Origin of the sequence: Natrarchaeobius oligotrophus, assembly GCF_003841465.1 — an archaeon.
GTDB lineage: Archaea > Halobacteriota > Halobacteria > Halobacteriales > Natrialbaceae > Natrarchaeobius > Natrarchaeobius oligotrophus.
Genome location: NZ_REFZ01000001.1, coordinates 542,563 through 559,942, shown reverse-complemented (window position 1 = coordinate 559,942; position 17,380 = coordinate 542,563). Strand labels below are relative to the sequence as shown.

Sequence of the window (17,380 nt, the reverse complement as noted above, 5' to 3'; positions counted from 1 at the left end):
AACGGACGACGCCGCTGCCGATTCCGGCCCGGACAGCAGCGACGACCTGACCGCGACGCTCCACACGAGCGCGGGTGACGTCGCGGTGGAACTGTACGCAGAGCGCGCGCCGCGAACAGTCGACAACTTCGTCGGCCTCGCGACGGGCGAACGCGAGTGGACGGACCCGGAGACGGGCGAAGAGATCGAGGGCGAACCACTGTACGACGACGTGCTCTTTCACCGCGTCATCGAGGACTTCATGATCCAGACCGGCGATCCGACGGGAACCGGTCGCGGCGGCCCCGGCTACCAGTTCGACGACGAGTTCCACGACGAGTTGCGCCACGACGACGCCGGCGTCCTGAGCATGGCCAACTCGGGGCCGGACACGAACGGCTCGCAGTTTTTCGTCACGCTCGACGCCCAGCCCCACCTCGACGACAACCACGCCGTCTTCGGGCAGGTGACCGACGGAATGGACGTGGTCCGCGACATCGCAAGCGTCGACACGGACGAGGACGACCGGCCGCAGGAGGAGATCCTCCTCGAGTCGGTGTCGGTCCGCGGCGAGTAGCGCGCGAGCGGTCGTCTCGATTCGTTCTCGATCGGGACCGTCGGTGCGTCGTGGCGGATCTCCGCTCCGATCAGCCCGTCAGAATGTCGTCGTAGCGCGCGCCCGTCTGCTTCAGCGTCTCCGTCGAGTAGAGTCGGGCGTGGTCGACCGGGAGGTGCTCCGTCGCCAGTTCGTCGATCTTCCCGTCGACGGCGTCGGCGTCGCGGCCGTGAATCATGGTGAACAGGTTGTACGGCCACCCCTGTCCCGGTCGTCGGGGACGGTGATAACAGAGCGTGACGTACGGAAGCGCGCCGACGCGTTCGCCGCGGGCGTCGAGTTCGTCGTCGGGGACGTCCCAGACGACCATGCAGTTCGAGTCGAAGCCGGTGACGACGTGGTTGACGACGCAACCGATGCGCTTGATACAGCCGTTTTCCCGCAGGCGATCGAGCGTCTCGAGCACGGACTCGACGTCCGTCTCGAGGTCGTCGGCGATCTCCCGGTACGGCGTCGCGGACAGCGGAAAGCCGTCCTGGATCGAAAGCAGCAAATTGGCGTCGAAATCGGAGAGATCGCCGGTGGCGTCCTCGCTGATCCGCGTCGCGGACGAGTCGGTTCGGTCCGCGAGCGACTCGCGGGCGAACCGGTCGGCGTTGACGACCGGAAACTCGAGATCGATGTAGTAGTCGGTGCGCATCGGGAGAGCGAGCACGTCACAGCCGGTCCGCCGTTCGATCTCCGCCAGAATGTCGTCGCGGACCTCCCGCGAACCGGCGGTGACGACGAACCACATGTTCCACTCGTGGTCGCGGGCGTAGTTGTGGTTGACCTGACGGTACTCGTTGACGACCGCCGCGATCTCGTCGAACCGCTCTTCGGGCGCTCGTACGGCCGCCAGCGTCGACGAGCCGATCACAGGCGGATTGAGGACGGCACCGAACCGACGGACGATTCCCAGGTCGACGAGTCGCTCGACGCGCTCGAGGGCTTCGGATTCGTCGATTCCCAGTTCCCGTCCGAGCCGCTCGAACGGCCGGCGTTCGATCGCCAGACCGCTCTGGTAGCCGTCGATTATCGCCGCGTCCACGTCGTCGATGGCCTCGCGCCAGTCCCCCGACAGGCTGCTCATTGCCGGCCCTAGGGAGGTTCGGTAGGTATCGTTTTCGGGTCGCCGGACCGAAGACCGGTCGCGACGAGACGTCCCGGCGACCCACGACCTGAATCCCGAACTGCTCCCGACTGCGTTCCCGGGTATCCTCGACGACCCCTCGGTACGAAAACAATTATTGCTGTGGATGTTGTTATCACAACACATGGTGTTGACCGAGCCGATCTCGATCGACGGGGACGAACGCGAGCGGATCTACGAGTACGTCGAGGCACACGGAGCCGTCGACGCCGAGCGAGCGCGCCGGGAGCTGTTTCCGGACGACCCGCCCGGCGATCCGCAGTACGCCCGCGCGTTCCGCCACGGCGTCGCAATTTTGAAGCGGGACGGCTACCTCGAGGAGGGAGCGGACGGCACCCTGCGGATCGCCGTCGACCTCGAGGACGACCGTCGGCGGTTCTCGGCCGACGAGGTCGAGGTGACGATCAGGCCCGCAAGACAGGAGGACCTTACGGGAATCGTGGGCGCGATCCGGCGAGTGGTCGAGGAGATGACGTACATCGAAGCCGAGTCCGTCGCGGACGCACTCGACCACGAGGACGTGCTGTTGCGCCACAACGACCTCGAGTCGCGGATGTTCTTCGTGGCGACGGTCGACGGCGACGTCGTCGGCTGGGCCCACCTTCACGTCCCGAAACTCGAGAAGCTGAGCCACACGACCGAACTCACCGTCGGCGTCCTCGAGGTCTACCGCGGAGTGGGAATCGGAACCGAACTGCTCGAGCGGGCCCTCGAGTGGGCCCGTTCGAGCGGCCAGGAGAAGGTGTACCAGAGCGTTCCCTCGACCAACGAGGGGGCGATCGCGTTCTTCGAGGACCGCGGCTGGACGATCGAGGCGAGCCGCGAGAACCACTACAAGCTGGACGACGAGTACATCGACGAGGTGATGATGGCGATCGAGCTGTGAGTCATACGGATTGCCGTGCCGATGTACCGGTGCACCCGCCGCCCGGGTCGCGGGTGCGCCGGAACTGACGGACAGGAAACCGTATCAGTTCACCCCGTCGGTCGCGTCCACCGCCGATTCGGTTCCGGCGGAGCCGCCGGTTGCCGGGATCGATCGACGCCGGAAGCGGGACGTTTTTGCGCCGTCCATCCCAACTGTCGGGTATGGCTCAGGCAACCCAGGAGTTCGGTGAGTGGCCGCTCAAACGGCTGATGACGGAGGTCGTCGGCTCGGGACACAAGTCGGCCGACGACATGACCCGCGGGCAGGCCCGGGAGGCGTTCCAGCGGATTCTCGCGGGCGAACCCGACGCGACGACGCTTGGCGCGTTCTGGCTCGCCAATCGCTGGAAGCGCAACACGCCGGAGGAACTCGCGGCTTACACCGACGTCATGCGCGAGGAGTCGGTCGTCACTGCCGAACCCGACTGCGACCCCGTCGACTGCGGGGCGAACTACGACGGAAAGCACACCTCCGCCGTTCTCGGCGTCGGTGCCGGGATCGTCGCCGCCGCGGCCGGAACGCCGATCGTGGTCCACTCCGGCGACCGCGTCCCGACCCAGAAGGCGACGGCGTACAAACACGTGCTCGACGAACTCGGCGTGCGGACGGAACTCGAGCCCGCAGAAAGCGCCGAGATGGTCGACGAGACCGGCTTCGGTTTCTACTACCAGCCTGCGTTCAACCCCGGGATTCAGGACCTCTACGACCGCCGCGATCAGATGGGCGTGCGGACGTTCGTCAACACCATCGAGACGGTCGCCAACCCCGCGAACGCCGACGTCCACCTGGGGTCGTTCTATCACCTCGCGTTCGCGAAGAAACTGACCGACCTGATCAAGGCGAGCGACGAACTCGACTACTCGCGGGCGATCTTCTTCCAGGGGATGGAAGGGTACGACGACATCCGTCCGGGCTACACGAAAGTCGCCGAGTGGGCGCGTCCGGACGCCTCGAGCGGTGACGACGAGTCGTTCGAGGACTACGAGATCGAAACCGGAGAGTACGGAATGGAGATGGAAAGCGAGGACCTCGCGGTCGACGACGTCACGGGCGACTCCGCGACGATTACCGAGGAAGTGCTGGCCGGCGAGCGCGACGATCACTTCGCGGACGCCATCGCACTCAACGGCGCGTTGCGGATGTACGCCCGCCGAGACGTCGACACGCTCGAGGACGGCCTCGAGCGCGCCCGCCAGTTCGTCGACGACGGAAGCGCCGAGGCCGTTCTCGAGGACCTGTGCGCGTTTTGACGGGGAAGCGGGTCCGGCGGTCGGACCTGCACTCCCCCGGGACGGCTTCGACGACGGTAAACACCACCGATCTCACAGAATCCGCACCGTACCTACCAGAAATTATAATACCGTCTCACCCATTCGTTGGCCCATGTGTCGGGAGTTGCGGCGAGAGCCGTCGTGGGTTGCGGCTATTCGGCTGGCATTTTTACAGGGGCGGGTCGACGTTGAGAGCGTCGTCGAGGAGGCGAACCTGATCCCCGGCAAGGAGCGGACGGTCCGGGACGTGCTCTCGACGATGGCCGACCGCGGCCTGCTCGAGGAACTCGACGGGCGGGACTGCTACGTTCCCGGCCCGGTGTTGATCGAGTCCGACCGGTACGATCTCGACTTCGATCGGGCGTCCGACGGCGGCGCACACCGCTGGCGGTCGTCGGGATGACCGCGACCGACGTATAGCGAAACCTATGTAGGCGCTACGAACCAACGTAGCGGCGATGGGACGTCTCACCGATACGAAAATCTCCGAGAAGAACCTGACGACCGTTCCGAAGCCGGTTCGTAACTTCCTCGACGTCGGCGAAGGCGACCGGGTCGAGTGGCACGTCGAGGACGGTCACATCGTCGTTCGAAAGCAGGCGTCCGACGGCCCGGCGTAACGGATACCGTCGGGTGCGGTCGGTCGTTTTCCTCGAGACGGGACCGCTCCGAGCGGTATCCTCGTCCCGAATCGCTCGAGTCGCGGCCTCGAGACGAGGACGTGCGCGCCGTTTCTCGGCATCGATTCCGACGGTCCCTCGAATCACGAGCCGAGCCCCCGTCGCCCACTCCCGTGCGAGTGTGTGGCAGGGGAACCTTTATCACGGTGCTATCCGAAATGATTGATCGTGGTAATAGCATGCTCATAGTAAGGGGTTATAAAAGATGACGGCGAGACGCACGCGATTCGAGCGGCCGAACGGGAGGGCTCGCTGATGGAGTTCGAGGGCGAGTTCGAACTCGAGGACGTCCCGCCGGAGCAGGCGTGGATCGTGCTGTCGGATCCGGTCGCGGTACGGGATTCCCTGAAGGGGTGTCGGTACATCGTCCCGATGGACGAGGAGTTCAACTTCGACGAGTACGAGCCGGAGGAGAATCTCGAGACGCTTCCCGATGCCGACCCGGAGGTGGTCGCCGACCGCGCGTTCGAGGAGGGCAAACGGTACGCGGCGTTGATGCAGATCGGCGTCGGCAGCGTCAAGCCCCGCTTCGAGACGACGGTCACGATCGACGAACGCGACGACGAGAACTTCGAGATGATCGCCTCCGGCGGCGGCAACGCGAGTTCGAGCAGCTTCAGCATGACCTCGGGCATGCGAATCCGCGAACACGAAACCGGCAACGGCTCGCGCATCGAGTGGTGGACCGAAGCCGACATCTCGGGACGGATCGCCCAGCTGGGTTCGCGGGTGATCAAACCCGTTGCCGACAAGATCGTCAACGACTTCTTCAGCAGCATCGAGCAGCAGATGACCGACGTCGACGAGCGAGCGGACGCCGGCGTCACCGACCGACTCCGCAACCTGTTATGAAAGCCGCACCGTTCGAACACCACGAACCGTCGACGATCGACGAGGCGGTCAGCTTACTCGAGAGCCTCGAGCGGCCGACGATCCTCGCGGGCGGACAGAGCCTCGTCCCGATGCTCCGGTTCCGGCTGGCGCGTCCCGAGACGATCGTCGACATCAACGGCATCGACGAACTCGACTACCTCGAAGAAGACGACGACTCCCTTCGACTCGGCGCGCTCGCGCGCCACGCCGACGTCGAGGAGGCGGACGTCGTCGCCGACCGCTACGGCAGCTTCGCCGACGCCGCGCCGCTGGTCGCGGACCCGCAGATCCGCAACCGAGGGACCGTCGTCGGCTCGATCACCCAGGCCGATCCGAAAGGCGACTGGGGGAGCGTCCTGCTGGCTCACGACGGCGAGGTCGTCGCACGCGGCCCCGACGGCGAACGGGTGATCCCCGCGGACGAGTTCTTCCTGTTGCCCTACGACACGACGCTCGAGGATGGCGAACTCGTCACCGAAGTCCGGGTGCCGACGCCCGCGACCCGCGAGGGCAGCGCCTACCACAAGCTGAAACGCAAGACCGGCGACTACGCGATGGCCGGCGTCGCGACGCGGCTCGTCTTCGACGACGAGGGCCGGATCGAGACCGCGGGGATCGGACTGACCGCGGTCGACATCACGAACGCTCGAGCGCGCGAGGCCGAAGACTGCCTCGAGGGCGAGCGTCCGAGTCCGGAGCTGTTCGAGAGCGCGGGCGAGCTGGCGGCCGACGAGTCGAACCCCGAGTCGGACGAACACGGCGACGCATTGTACAAAGAACGCATGGTCGACGTACTGACCCAACGGGCGCTCGGCGACGCGGCCGAGCGCGCCGGCGTCGTCCGGACGGTGACACCATGACCGACGAACGCGAGATCACGCTGACGGTCAACGGAACGAAACGCACGATCGAGGTCGAGCCGCGGCGGCTGCTCGTCCACGCGATCCGAGAGGACCTCGACCTGACCGGCACGCACATCGGCTGCGACACCGGAAACTGCGGGGCCTGTACGGTCCTGGTCGACGACGAACCGATCAAGTCCTGTCTCACCTTCGCCGTCCAGGCCGACGGCAGCGAGGTGCTCACCGTCGAGGGGATGGAGGAACTCCCCGAGTCGGCGGGCGACCTGCACCCGCTGCAGGAGGGCTTCCACGAGGAACACGGCCTGCAGTGTGGCTACTGTACCCCCGGGATGATCCTGGCGGGCAAGGCGCTGCTCGACGAGAACCCCGACCCCGACGAGGACGAGATTCGCGAGGCGATCAGCGGCAACCTCTGTCGCTGTACGGGGTACCAGAACATCGTCCGCTCGATCGAGTACGCGGCCGACGAACTCGAGGCGCGGGCGGCCGCCGACGGCGGCACCTCGATTCCCGATCGCGCCTCGAACGCGAGCGCGACCGACGGGTCGGACGCCGCGTTCGACTGCGGCCTCGAGAACTGCTGTGGCGGACCGGCGGCCGGAGCTGACGGAGGTGAGTCCCGTGAGTAGCGATCCCGAGAACTCGGCGGGCGGAGAGTACCACCACTCCGAGGACGGCGGTCCGCAGCCGGAGAAACACTGCGGTCACGGTCGCGGCGGCATGGGCGAGGAGGTCTCCCGCAAGGAAGACCGCCGGTTCATCACCGGCCGCGGCAACTACGTCGACGACGTGAAAAAGCCGGGGATGCTCCACTGCGAACTCGTCCGGAGCCCCCACGCCCACGCCCGAATCGAGGAGATCGACGGCTCCCGTGCGATGGCGCTCGACGGCGTCGTCGCCGTGTTGACCGCGGACGACCTCCTGGAGTACGACCTGGCGACGATGCCGACGCTGATGGACGACACCCAGGACGTGCTCGTCAACGACAAGGTGAAGTTCCAGTCACAGGAGGTCGCGGCGGTCATCGCCGAGGACCGGTACGCGGCCAAAGACGGGGCCGAGAAGGTCGACGTCAGCTACGACGTGCTCGAGCCGGTCGTCGACGCCGAGACGGCACTCGAAGACGACGCGCCGCTCATCAGAGACGACATCGAGGGCAAAGAGGACAACCACTGTTTCGACTGGGAGACGGGCGACGAGGAGGCGACGGACGAAGCGTTCGAGAACGCGGCGGTGACGGTCGAAGAGGAGATGTTCTACCAGCGTCTCCACCCGGCTCCGATCGAAACCTGCGGCGCCGTTGGCGACTACGATCCGGGGAAAGACAAGCTGACGGTCCACATGACCTCGCAGGCACCCCACATCCACCGGACGCTGTTCGCGCAGGTGTCGGGCATCCCGGAACACAAGATCCGAATCGTCAGCCCGGACGTCGGCGGCGGCTTCGGTAACAAGGTGCCGATCTACCCCGGCTACGTCGTCGCCGCGGCGGCGTCGTACGTCCTCGAGCGGCCGGTGAAGTGGATCGAAGAGCGCTCCGAGAACATCCAGTCGACCGGCTTCGCCCGCGACTACGACATGAACGGCGAAATCGCCGCCACCGAGGACGGCGAGATCCGGGCGATCAGAGTCGACGTGCTCGCCAACCACGGCGCGTACAACGCGGCGGCCCAACCCTCGAAGTTTCCGGCGGGCTTTTTCAACATCTTCACCGGCTCGTACGACGTCGAGACGGCCTACGGTTCGCTGTCGGCGGCCTACACCAACACCGCGCCGGGCGGCATCGCCTACCGCTGTTCGTTCCGGGTCACCGAGGCGGTCTACCTCGTCGAGCGAATGGTGAAGGTGCTCGCGGACGAACTCGGGATGGACCCGGCGGACGTTCGACGGCGGAACTTCATCCAGCCCGACCAGTTCCCCTACGAGAGCCCGACCGGCTGGAACTACGACTCCGGCGACTACGAGACGGCGCTCGACGAGGCCCTCGAGATGGCCGACTACGAGGCCTATCGCGACGAACAGCAACGCCGAATCGACGAGGACGCCGACAAACTGCTCGGTATCGGCATCTCCTCGTTCACGGAGGTCGTCGGCGCCGGCCCCGGCAAGTCCTGCGACATCGCGGGCGTCGAGATGTTCGACTCCGCCGACATCCGCGTCCACCCGACCGGGAAGGCGACGCTCCGGGTCGGCGTGCAGACCCAAGGCCAGGGCCACGAGACGACGTTCGCCCAGATCGTCGCGGAGGAACTGGGGATCGACGTCGACGACGTCGTCGTCGAACACGGCGACACCGACACCGATCCGTACGGGCTCGGTACCTACGGCTCCCGGAGCACGCCCGTCGCGGGCGCGGCGACCGCTATCGCCGCGCGCAAGATCCGCGACAAAGCGAAGTCGATCGCCGCGAACGAACTCGAGGCCGCCGAAGAAGACGTCGAGTGGGACCGCGAGTCCGGCGAGTTCCACGTCGCCGGCGCGCCCGAGCGCTCGGTCACGGTCACGGAGATCGCCGCCGGCGCGTACATGAACCACCCGGGAGGCGAGGAGCCGGGACTCGAGGCGGTCAACTACTACGACCCACCGGAAATGACGTATCCGTTCGGCTCGTACGTCGTGATCGTGGAGGTCGACCGCGAAACCGGCGAGGTCGAATTCGAGAAGTTCGTCGCCGTCGACGACTGCGGCAACCGGATCAACCCCATGATCATCGAAGGGCAGATTCACGGCGGGCTCGCACAGGGGATCGGAACCGCCATGATGGAGCAGATCACGTTCGACGACAACGGCAACGTCACCGGCGGGGACTTCATGAACTACCTGCTGCCGACGGCGATGGAGATCCCCGAGTTCGAGACGGGCCACACCGTCACGCCGTCGCCCCACCACCCGATCGGCGCGAAAGGCGTCGGCGAGTCGCCGACCGTCGGCTCGCCGCCGGCGATCGTCAACGCGGTCGTCGACGCGATGGCCCACGCCGGCGTCAGCCACGTCGAGATGCCCATGACGCCCGACGTCGTCTGGAAACACCTCGAGGAGGCGGGACTCGAACGACGTCCCGCCCAGAACCTCGAGTTCGAACTCGCCGGCGACGCGGGTGAGAGCGTGACCGACGACGACTGATCGTCGGTCGACCTCCGCGGCCGCGATCGGTCGTCGCCGATCCGACGGGGCCGCCGCCGACCGACGCCTCGCCCGCTCGCGAACCGACACCGCACGTTCACGATCGACGACACACCGCCCACCGACGAATGACACACGACACGACACCACGCGACGAACCGAGCGACGAATCCGACGACGGCCGAACCGCCGACGTCGAAACGCTCGAGCGACGACTGACGAACCGGCGCGAACCGTACGCGCGGGCGACGATCGTCCGTCGGGAGCCGCCTGTCTCCGCCAACGTCGGCGACCGGGCCGTGATCACCGCCGACGGCGAGCTTCACGGCTGGATCGGCGGCGTCTCCTGTGCCCAGTCCGTCGTCTCCGCGGAGGCTCAGGCGGCGCTCGAACGCGGCGAACCTCGACTACTGGGGATCGCGCCCGATCCGGACCGGATCGACCGCGCCGGCCTCGAGACGTTTCCCATGCGCTGTCACAGCGAGGGCGTTCTCGAGGTGTTCGTCGAGCCGGTCAACACCGCCCCCGACCTCCTGATCGTGGGCGATTCGCCGGTCTCGCGGTCGCTCGCCCGGCTCGCCGGCGAGCTAACCTTCGACGTGACGATCGTCGCCGCCGACGGCGACGAGGGCCTCGAGGGGAACCTGCCGGCGGGAACGGCCGTTCGCTTTTCGACCGATCCGGACGCGATCGCCGACGCCGTCGACGGGGAGCCGATCGTCGTCGTCGCGTCGATGGGCGGCTTCGACGCCCGCGGCGTCGCGGCGGCGGTGCTCGCGGATGCGCTGTACGTCGGCCTCGTCGCCAGCGGGACGCGGGCGACCGAGGTGATCGAGCGCGCGGCGTCCCTGCTCGAGTGCGATCCGACGACGGTCCGTGAGGTCGTGACGAATCCGGCGGGCGTCGACGTGTCCGCGTACACTCCCGCCGAGATCGCCGCGAGCGTCCTCGCCGAGGTGGTCGACGTTCGTGCGACGGTCGGCGGCACGTCCGGGAACTACACGCCGCCGACGTGCGACGCCCACGACGCGCCCGAGGAGTCGGAGCGCGAGGGGAGTGACGGGGTAGCGGACGTCTCGAGTCACGACCCGGCCGTCGATCCGGTCTGTGGCGCGACGGTCGATCCGGCCGACGCCCCGGCGAGTCGCGAACACGACGGGCGAACGTACCACTTCTGCTGTCCCGGCTGTGTCGACTCGTTCGACAGCGATCCCGAATCACACCTCGACGTCCCCAACGGGGCCGCCTCGACGCCATGACCGGTTCCGACCCGACCGCGCCCGCGTCGCTTTCGGAAGACGACCTCCGCGAGCGCTTCGAACGGCGAGATTACGTCGCCGACGCCGCGACCGTGACGACGGTCTCCCTCGCGTTGCAACTCGAGCGCCCGCTGCTGGTCGAGGGGCCGCCCGGCAGCGGCAAGACCGAACTCGGAAAGGTGCTCGCGGCCGCGTTCGACACCGAGTTGATCCGGCTGCAGTGTTACGAGGGGTTGACCGCCGAGAACGCGCTGTACGAGTGGAACTACACGAAACAGCTGCTCGCGATCCAGGCGAACGAGGGGACGGTCGCGGGCGGTGACGGTCCCACCGCTACCGCGGACGTCGACTCGGCAGATCGCGCCGAGGCGAGCGAGGAACCGGGGACGGTGTTCGACGAGGAGTTCCTGCTCGAGCGTCCGCTGTTGCGGGCGCTCAGGCCGGGAACGGATCGGCCGCCGGTGTTGCTCATCGACGAGATCGATCGGGCCGACGAGGAGTTCGAGGCGTTCTTGCTCGAGGTACTCTCGGACTTTCAGGTCTCGATTCCGGAACTCGGCACGGTCACCGCGTCGCATCCGCCGATCGTCATTCTGACCTCGAACCGAACCCGAGGGCTCAGCGACGCGCTGAAACGACGCTGTCTGTATCTCTACGTCGAACCACCCTCGTTCGAGACCGAGTACGAGATCGTCCGACGGAAGGTTCCCGAACTCGACGCGGTCGTCGCCGCCGAGGTGTGTGCGATCGTCGAGCGCTTTCGCGAAGAGGCGTTTCTCAAACAGCCGGGCGTCGCGGAGACGCTCGACTGGGCGCGGGCGGTCGCCCGGCTGCGCGAGAGCAATTCGGCCGATGCGGAGTCGGCGGACGCCGGTGGCGAGTCCAGCGCCGCCGCTTCGATCTCGGCCGGGGAGATCGAGCGGACGATCGGCTGTCTGCTTAAGGAGGCCGAGGACGTAGACCGGGTAGACACCGAACTCCTCGAGCAGCTTCGGGACGCCGCGGCGGCGGCCCGCGATCGCCTCGAGGACTGACGAACTCCGACGATCTCACGATGGTTTCCCCTCACGACGCCGACTCCGGTGACTCCGCCGAGACGACCGCTCGCGGTTCGACCGACAGCGACCGCTCGAGCGCCGGAGGCGGTGACGATCCTCGGACGGCGACCGCCGCCTCGAACCGGTTCGGGGACGCCGCGACCGGATCCGATCACGGCGTCCCCGATTTCGTCGCTGCCCGACGGCACGTCCTCACGGAACTCCTGTGGCTCGCGACCGTCCTCCGGAGAAACGGCGTTTCGGTGCCGACGACCGGGCCGCTCGAGGCGGCTCGAACGCTCTCGGTCGTCGGCCTCTCGGAGCAGTCGCGCGTCGACGCCGCGCTTCGCGCGACGCTGGTCACCGAGGCGGCCGACCGAGACGCGTTCGACGACGCGTTTCCGCAGTTCTGGCACCGTCTCAGGACCGGTCTCGAACGGATCGCCACCGCCCACGGGCGTGACCGGACGACTGGAACCGACGACGCCGACGGCGACCCCGCGGACGCGGGTTCGGGTCGCGAGGAGGAGCCACAGCTCCTTCCCGAGGCCGAGACGCCGTCGACCGTAGACGGCCAGGATGGGCCCGGTCCCGCTCCCCAGGTCCGGATCGCCACTGACCGCCGGCGCGCGACCGGGGACCGTCCCGACGCGGAGGAGTCGAGCGCCCGCCGCTACAGTCCCGTCGGCGGGAGCCGACTCGTCGACGCCGAACTCGACCGGCTCTCGAGCGGCGAGCGAGCGTCGATCCACCGGTTCGTCGACGCCCTCGCGACGATCCCGGGCCGACGGCGTCGTCCCGCGTCCTCGGGCGCGGCCGTCGACGCACGACGCGCGCTTCGGGCGAGTCTCGCGACCGGCGGCGCGCCGCTCGAGTTGCCGGCGCGGGAACCGACGCCCACGGAGCTTCGCTGTTGCGTTCTCGTCGACGTCAGCGGCTCCGTCCTCGATACGATCGACCGGAGCGTGCTGTTACACTTCGCCGAACACGTACAACGTCGCGCGAGGTACGCTCGCGTGTTCCTGTTTGACACCGATCTCGTGGACGCGACGGCCGAGTTCGAACGATCGGGGGGAAATCCCGCCGCGGCACTCCGTGACGCACGGGTCGAGTGGGGCGGCGGCACGAAGATCGGCGCGGCGCTCGAGACGCTCCGTCGTCGCCACCCGGACGCCGTCGACCGCCGGACCGTCGTGGTCGTCGTCAGCGACGGACTCGACGTGGGCGAGCCGGAGCTGCTCGAAGACGGTATCACCTGGTTGGCCGATCGGGCAGACTCGATCGTCTGGTTGAATCCGCTCGCGACGTCACCCGCGTTCGAACCCAGTTCGCGAGGGATGGCCGCGAGCGTTCCGTACGTCGACGCCCTGTTCGGCTTCGTCGGTCCGGAGGACCTCGCCGCCGCGGCCCGACAGATCGAACGACGCGGCCTCGACGGTCCGGTCGGCTACGAGTACGACCGCCGTCGGCGCGAACGAACGGGGGCGACCGCGGATGACTGACGAGCTGCTCGCGGCGGTCCGCGATCGACTGCGGGAAGCGAACGCGTTCGCCGACGTCTCGCTCGCGGACGTCACCGTCGGCGCGTCGTCGATCCTGGTCGAACTCGCCGGCGACGAGACCGACGGGCGACTCGCCGGGCTGGCACACCGTCCTCGCGAGCCTCGAGACGACGAGTCGCCGGACCGACGCCGCGCGGCCGGCGAACCGACCGCCCGAACGCTCGAGAGCGTCTTCGAGACCATCGACGCGTTCGGCTCCGATCGCGCGTCCGACGGTCGCGATCCGTGGGTCCACGTCGACCCCGCCGACCGCTTCGATCGCGCGGTCGCGATCGCGACGCTGAACGCCGCTTCGGCTCCCTTTCTCGAGTGGCGGACCGGCGATCCGATGGCGCTGCTCGATCCATCCGTCGGGACGATCGCGACCGTCGGGCTCTTTCGACCGGCGTTTCGGAAGTTCGACGACGTCGACGTTCGCGTCGTCGAGCGCGTTCCCGTCGACGACCTCGAGACGCCCGAGGGGGTCCGCGCGTCGACGTTCGAGCCGTCGGCGGCCGGGCGGGCGATGGACGGCGCGGAAGTCGTCTTCCTGACCGGTTCCGCGTTCGTCTACGGCGGCGTTCGCCGATACCTCGAGGCCGCGCCGGCGTCGGCGACGGTCGTCGTCGTCGGCGCGACGGCGTCGTTCCTCCCCGGACCGCTGTTCGAGGCGGGCGTCGACGTCGTCGCCGGGGCGACCGTGGACGATCCGCCGGGGGTTCGCCGCGCGATCCGCGACGGCGCGTGCGGGACCGACCTCCACGATGCCGGCGTCAGGAAAGTCTACGTCGCGGCCGACCGTCCGTCCGGGCTCCAACTCGATCCGACCACCTCTTCGACGGATCCGTGACGGACGCGCCGGACCGGAGCGGGCGCGAAACCGACGTCGGACGACGTACCTCCACGACTGCGCCGGGATCGACCCGAACGAACCGCGACGTCGCGGCAACGTCGGTCACCGCCGGTCGTCGGCACCGGATTTCCGACCGACGGCCCCGAGAAGCGTTCCCGTCTCGCGACGCGTCGCGATCATCCACTCGTCTACGTCGGCTCGCAACTCGGGTTCCGGCCCGGTCGAGCGCCGCTCGTCGTCCAGGTCGGCCAGTTCCCGTCGAATCGCGTCGGTCGCCCGCCGCTCGAGATCGGGCGACGGCGCGACGTCGCCGTGCGCTCGTTTGAGCGCGACGAGGTCGCCGATCAGGTCCGGGTCCGACGAGACCGTCTCGGCGAGGCGATCCAGACGCGGCTCGACGGAGCCGTGCTCTCGAACGTGTTTCGCACCCAGAGCGCCCCGAAGGACGTACAGGAAGCGATCGACCGTCGGCCGCGTTTCGTCGCCGCGCACGTCGCGTTCGTACGTCCCTCGAGCCATTCCCAGGTAGCTCCGCGCGACTGCCGGGGTCGATTGCGACCGGATCAGCGATCGGAGCGCGGCGACGCGACCGGGGGCCCAATCGAGCACGACGGGCCCCTCGCAGACGAACTCGACGACGGTGAAATTTCCCGCGCGAACGAGCGCAGCGAACTTCCGAAGCTCGAAGCTCACGAGATCCAGATCGAACTCGCCGACGCCGTCGACGCGCATCCGTCGAACGAACTCGAGTTGCTCCGCCGGCGGCTCCGACAGCGCGTACCGGATCCCCTCGGCGCAGTGGAATCCCCGGACGTCGAGGTCGCTGTCCGGGCCGGACGTTCCGTAACAGTGACTCCCCGTGATCGCGTAGAACACCGGCTCGAGCGGCGGCTCCCGGCGCTCGATATCGGTCGTGATCTCGTCGCGAACGGCCTCGATCACCCGCTCTTCGAGTTCGACCATCGCCTCGGACGATGCGTCCGCTCGGCGAAACCGTTTCCGGTGCGTTCTATCGGTTCGGGACTCGTCGATGACTGCGGCCGCCACGCGTTCGTCCTCGAAACCGCGTCGGCCGTCGGCGACCCGCGGGAACGTCGGCGGTCGCTAGGCGGTGCGGATTTCGAACCGGGCGCCGCCGTCGACGCCGTCGACGATCTCGATCTGCCAGTCGTGGGCCTCGATCACGTCGCGCACGATCGCGAGTCCGAAACCGGTTCCGTCCGGACTCGTCGTGTGTCCGCGTTCGAACACCAGATCGCGTTGCTCCGGCGGGATACCGACGCCGTCGTCTTCGACGACGAACCCCCCGTCGGGATCCTCCTCGAGGTGACCGATCCGAACGGTCACGGCGGGCCCATCGCGCCGGCAGGCGTCTCCCGGAGTGTCGCGGGAGCCGCGTGGAGTGGCCCGGGCGGCTGCGTTCCCAGCGCGGATCCTGCTTCGGTCGTCGGTCGGACCGTGTTCCACGCTGTTGCGAAAGAGGTTTTCGAAGGCGTGAATCAGCTGCTCGCGGTCCCCGACGACCGTCCAGCCGTCCGCGAGATCGCACTCGAGTGCCGCGTTCTCGGTTCTCGTCACGTCCCACGCGTCGGCGGCGACCGACTCGATCTCGACCGGCGACGGCTCCGTCAGCGTCGTTCCGGCGCGCGCCATCGTCAGCAGGTTCGTGATCATCCGATCCATCCGCTCGTGAGCGTCGCGGATCGCCTGGAAGTCTTCCCGGTCCCCGGAGGACTCGGCGAACCGCACGTACCTCCGGGCGATGCCGAGCGGCGTTCGAAGGTCGTGGCTGATCACGCCGGCGAACTCCTCCAGCCGGCGGTTCGTCCGTTCGAGTTCCCGCTCCCGGGCGTTTCGTTCGGTGACGTCGCGGGAGTTGATCACGACGCCGCCGACGACGTCGTTGTCGAGCAGGTCGACCGCGACTCCCTCGAGGACGACCCAGGAGCCGTCGCGGTGGCGGAGTCGGTACTCGAATCTCGCCTCTGCGTGTGGCTCATCGCACAGGTCGGCGAACTCGTCGGTCGCGTCGGATCGATCGTCGGCGTGGACGAGTTCGAACAGCGATCCGTCGACGAGTTCGTCGGGACGGTATCCCAGAACGCCCTCGATCGAAGGGCTCGCGTAGGAGACGATCCCGCCTTCGTCGACTACCGTGACCACGTCGGAGACGTTCTCGATGAGCGCCTGAAAGCGCATTTCCGCTCGGCGCTGGTCGGTCACGTCTCGGAGCATCAAGACGGCTCCGTCGGTTCGTTCGTCGCCGACGGCCGAGACGCTCGCGTCGACGATCGCACCGTTTCTGTCGAACGTCAACTCCCGCGTCGTTCCCTCGAAGAGCGCGACGCACTCCGGCAGGACGTCGCCGATCGGTTTTCCGACCGCTTGCTCGTCCTCGAGCAACGACCGGGCCGCAGGATTGCGGTCGACGATCCGTCGTTCGTCGTCGACGACGACGTAACCGTCGCGCATCTCGTCGACGACGGTGTCGCGGGCGATCGGGACGAGGTCGAGCCACCGATACCGGTAGAGGGCGACGGCGATGAGGATCCCCGTCGCGCCGAACCCCCAGACCGAGTAGTTGATCTCGGTCACTCCGCTGAACGCGAGGACGTTCGCTGTCCCCGGAATCAACGGGGCCAGGACGACCAGCCTCGCCTGTCTGTGGTAGACGCCGCTGCCGCGGGCGTCGACGTACTCGAGGAAAAACAGGAAGATGCCGCCGGCAGAAAGCGACCAGTTCCAGAAGACGTAGAGCCAGTAGCCGACGTTCTGGTACTCGACGACCGGCAACAGCATCCGCGTGTACTCCATCGGCTGGTGCATCCAGTTGTGAAGCGGGTCCGTCCAGATGATCGCGAGCCACGCGCAGGTGCAGAGGTACACGAGGCCGAGTCGCCCCGGCCGGAGCCAGTCGGTTCGTCTCGTGTACGCGAGTGCAAAGTGAAAGAGCCCGGTCGCCATGATGACCGCGCCCGAGTTGATCACGACCGACAGCGCCAGTCCGACCGTCGGATTCGTTTCGACGAGGAGGATGCCCTGCGGAATCGTCCACAGAGTGATCCCCCCGAGGAAGGCGCTCAACGGCAGGACGTCGGCTTTCGTTCGCGTCCGGAGGACCAACGCGGCAAGCGAGAGATTCAGGAGCCCGATGAGTACGAGGCTCACCGCGTGTACCGTCGCGAACTCCGAAGTCACGTCTCTCTGAATGAAGAGCACCGTAAA

The 17,380-nt window shown here is 67.7% G+C and carries 16 protein-coding genes; 13 read left to right on the top strand and 3 right to left on the bottom strand.

Annotated elements, in window-relative coordinates; translation table 11 throughout:
• The first annotated feature begins 46 nt into the window (after positions 1–46).
• Positions 47–556: a peptidylprolyl isomerase gene (locus EA472_RS02780; RefSeq protein ID WP_124189969.1), complete on the top strand. Its 510-nt coding sequence runs from the start codon at positions 47–49 to the stop codon at positions 554–556.
• A gap of 70 nt (positions 557–626) precedes the next feature.
• On the opposite strand, the gene ahbB is transcribed toward EA472_RS02780, so the two are convergent.
• The gene (gene ahbB, locus EA472_RS02775) at positions 627–1,667 is read right to left on the bottom strand and encodes a siroheme decarboxylase subunit beta (protein WP_124189968.1); all 1,041 of its coding nucleotides are present in this window, start codon (positions 1,665–1,667) and stop codon (positions 627–629) included.
• Between the two features lie 184 nt (positions 1,668–1,851).
• On the opposite strand from ahbB, the gene EA472_RS02770 reads away from it, so the two are divergent.
• From EA472_RS02770 to EA472_RS22745, 12 genes are all read left to right on the top strand, one after another.
• Complete coding sequence (locus EA472_RS02770) at positions 1,852–2,613, top strand: GNAT family N-acetyltransferase (RefSeq protein ID WP_124189967.1); 762 nt, start codon at positions 1,852–1,854, stop codon at positions 2,611–2,613.
• A 203-nt stretch (positions 2,614–2,816) separates the two neighbouring features.
• Positions 2,817–3,905, top strand: coding sequence for an anthranilate phosphoribosyltransferase (locus tag EA472_RS02765; protein ID WP_124189966.1), 1,089 nt, complete (start codon positions 2,817–2,819; stop codon positions 3,903–3,905).
• A 133-nt stretch (positions 3,906–4,038) separates the two neighbouring features.
• Positions 4,039–4,329 carry a hypothetical protein gene (locus tag EA472_RS02760; RefSeq protein ID WP_124189965.1) on the top strand — a complete coding sequence of 97 codons (291 nt, stop codon included), beginning with the start codon at positions 4,039–4,041 and terminating at the stop codon, positions 4,327–4,329.
• Positions 4,330–4,384: 55 nt separating this feature from the next.
• A complete protein-coding gene (locus EA472_RS02755; RefSeq protein ID WP_124189964.1) occupies positions 4,385–4,546 on the top strand; it encodes an AbrB/MazE/SpoVT family DNA-binding domain-containing protein in 162 nt (53 codons plus the stop codon).
• A gap of 315 nt (positions 4,547–4,861) precedes the next feature.
• Positions 4,862–5,458, top strand: a complete 597-nt coding sequence (locus EA472_RS02750; protein ID WP_124189963.1) for a CoxG family protein — start codon at positions 4,862–4,864, stop codon at positions 5,456–5,458.
• Positions 5,455–6,339 carry an FAD binding domain-containing protein gene (locus EA472_RS02745; RefSeq protein WP_124189962.1) on the top strand — a complete coding sequence of 295 codons (885 nt, stop codon included), beginning with the start codon at positions 5,455–5,457 and terminating at the stop codon, positions 6,337–6,339. Before EA472_RS02750 ends, EA472_RS02745 begins: the two co-directional genes overlap by 4 nt.
• The gene (locus tag EA472_RS02740; RefSeq protein ID WP_124189961.1) at positions 6,336–6,971 is read left to right on the top strand and encodes a (2Fe-2S)-binding protein; all 636 of its coding nucleotides are present in this window, start codon (positions 6,336–6,338) and stop codon (positions 6,969–6,971) included. Before EA472_RS02745 ends, EA472_RS02740 begins: the two co-directional genes overlap by 4 nt.
• The gene (locus EA472_RS02735) at positions 6,964–9,465 is read left to right on the top strand and encodes an aerobic carbon-monoxide dehydrogenase large subunit (RefSeq protein WP_243637754.1); all 2,502 of its coding nucleotides are present in this window, start codon (positions 6,964–6,966) and stop codon (positions 9,463–9,465) included. Before EA472_RS02740 ends, EA472_RS02735 begins: the two co-directional genes overlap by 8 nt.
• A 128-nt stretch (positions 9,466–9,593) precedes the next feature.
• Complete coding sequence (locus tag EA472_RS02730) at positions 9,594–10,724, top strand: XdhC family protein (protein ID WP_124189960.1); 1,131 nt, start codon at positions 9,594–9,596, stop codon at positions 10,722–10,724.
• Positions 10,721–11,758 (top strand): AAA family ATPase, encoded by a 1,038-nt coding sequence (locus tag EA472_RS02725; RefSeq protein WP_124189959.1) that lies wholly within the window; start codon positions 10,721–10,723, stop codon positions 11,756–11,758. The genes EA472_RS02730 and EA472_RS02725 overlap by 4 nt, the downstream gene beginning before the upstream one ends.
• A 20-nt stretch (positions 11,759–11,778) precedes the next feature.
• Positions 11,779–13,263 (top strand): VWA domain-containing protein, encoded by a 1,485-nt coding sequence (locus EA472_RS02720; RefSeq protein WP_124189958.1) that lies wholly within the window; start codon positions 11,779–11,781, stop codon positions 13,261–13,263.
• A complete protein-coding gene (locus EA472_RS22745; RefSeq protein ID WP_207891106.1) occupies positions 13,256–14,152 on the top strand; it encodes a Rossmann-like domain-containing protein in 897 nt (298 codons plus the stop codon). Before EA472_RS02720 ends, EA472_RS22745 begins: the two co-directional genes overlap by 8 nt.
• A gap of 105 nt (positions 14,153–14,257) precedes the next feature.
• Here EA472_RS22745 and EA472_RS02710 read toward each other — a convergent pair whose 3' ends face one another.
• Both EA472_RS02710 and EA472_RS02705 read right to left on the bottom strand, forming a co-directional pair.
• Positions 14,258–15,118 (bottom strand): nucleotidyltransferase domain-containing protein, encoded by an 861-nt coding sequence (locus tag EA472_RS02710; protein ID WP_124189957.1) that lies wholly within the window; start codon positions 15,116–15,118, stop codon positions 14,258–14,260.
• Between the two features lie 141 nt (positions 15,119–15,259).
• Positions 15,260–17,353 carry a histidine kinase N-terminal 7TM domain-containing protein gene (locus tag EA472_RS02705; protein ID WP_124189956.1) on the bottom strand — a complete coding sequence of 698 codons (2,094 nt, stop codon included), beginning with the start codon at positions 17,351–17,353 and terminating at the stop codon, positions 15,260–15,262.
• Positions 17,354–17,380 lie beyond the last annotated feature (27 nt).

Excerpts from the sequence above, each read along its gene's own strand:
- ahbB (WP_124189968.1), bottom strand. The coding sequence starts at position 1,667 with ATGAGCAGCCTGTCGGGGGACTGGCGCGAGGCCATCGACGACGTGGAC.
- EA472_RS02770 (WP_124189967.1), top strand. The coding sequence starts at position 1,852 with ATGGTGTTGACCGAGCCGATCTCGATCGACGGGGACGAACGCGAGCGG.
- EA472_RS02765 (WP_124189966.1), top strand. The coding sequence starts at position 2,817 with ATGGCTCAGGCAACCCAGGAGTTCGGTGAGTGGCCGCTCAAACGGCTG.
- EA472_RS02760 (WP_124189965.1), top strand. The coding sequence starts at position 4,039 with ATGTGTCGGGAGTTGCGGCGAGAGCCGTCGTGGGTTGCGGCTATTCGG.
- EA472_RS02755 (WP_124189964.1), top strand. The coding sequence starts at position 4,385 with ATGGGACGTCTCACCGATACGAAAATCTCCGAGAAGAACCTGACGACC.
- EA472_RS02750 (WP_124189963.1), top strand. The coding sequence starts at position 4,862 with ATGGAGTTCGAGGGCGAGTTCGAACTCGAGGACGTCCCGCCGGAGCAG.
- EA472_RS02745 (WP_124189962.1), top strand. The coding sequence starts at position 5,455 with ATGAAAGCCGCACCGTTCGAACACCACGAACCGTCGACGATCGACGAG.
- EA472_RS02740 (WP_124189961.1), top strand. The coding sequence starts at position 6,336 with ATGACCGACGAACGCGAGATCACGCTGACGGTCAACGGAACGAAACGC.
- EA472_RS02730 (WP_124189960.1), top strand. The coding sequence starts at position 9,594 with ATGACACACGACACGACACCACGCGACGAACCGAGCGACGAATCCGAC.
- EA472_RS02725 (WP_124189959.1), top strand. The coding sequence starts at position 10,721 with ATGACCGGTTCCGACCCGACCGCGCCCGCGTCGCTTTCGGAAGACGAC.
- EA472_RS02720 (WP_124189958.1), top strand. The coding sequence starts at position 11,779 with ATGGTTTCCCCTCACGACGCCGACTCCGGTGACTCCGCCGAGACGACC.
- EA472_RS22745 (WP_207891106.1), top strand. The coding sequence starts at position 13,256 with ATGACTGACGAGCTGCTCGCGGCGGTCCGCGATCGACTGCGGGAAGCG.
- EA472_RS02710 (WP_124189957.1), bottom strand. The coding sequence starts at position 15,118 with ATGGTCGAACTCGAAGAGCGGGTGATCGAGGCCGTTCGCGACGAGATC.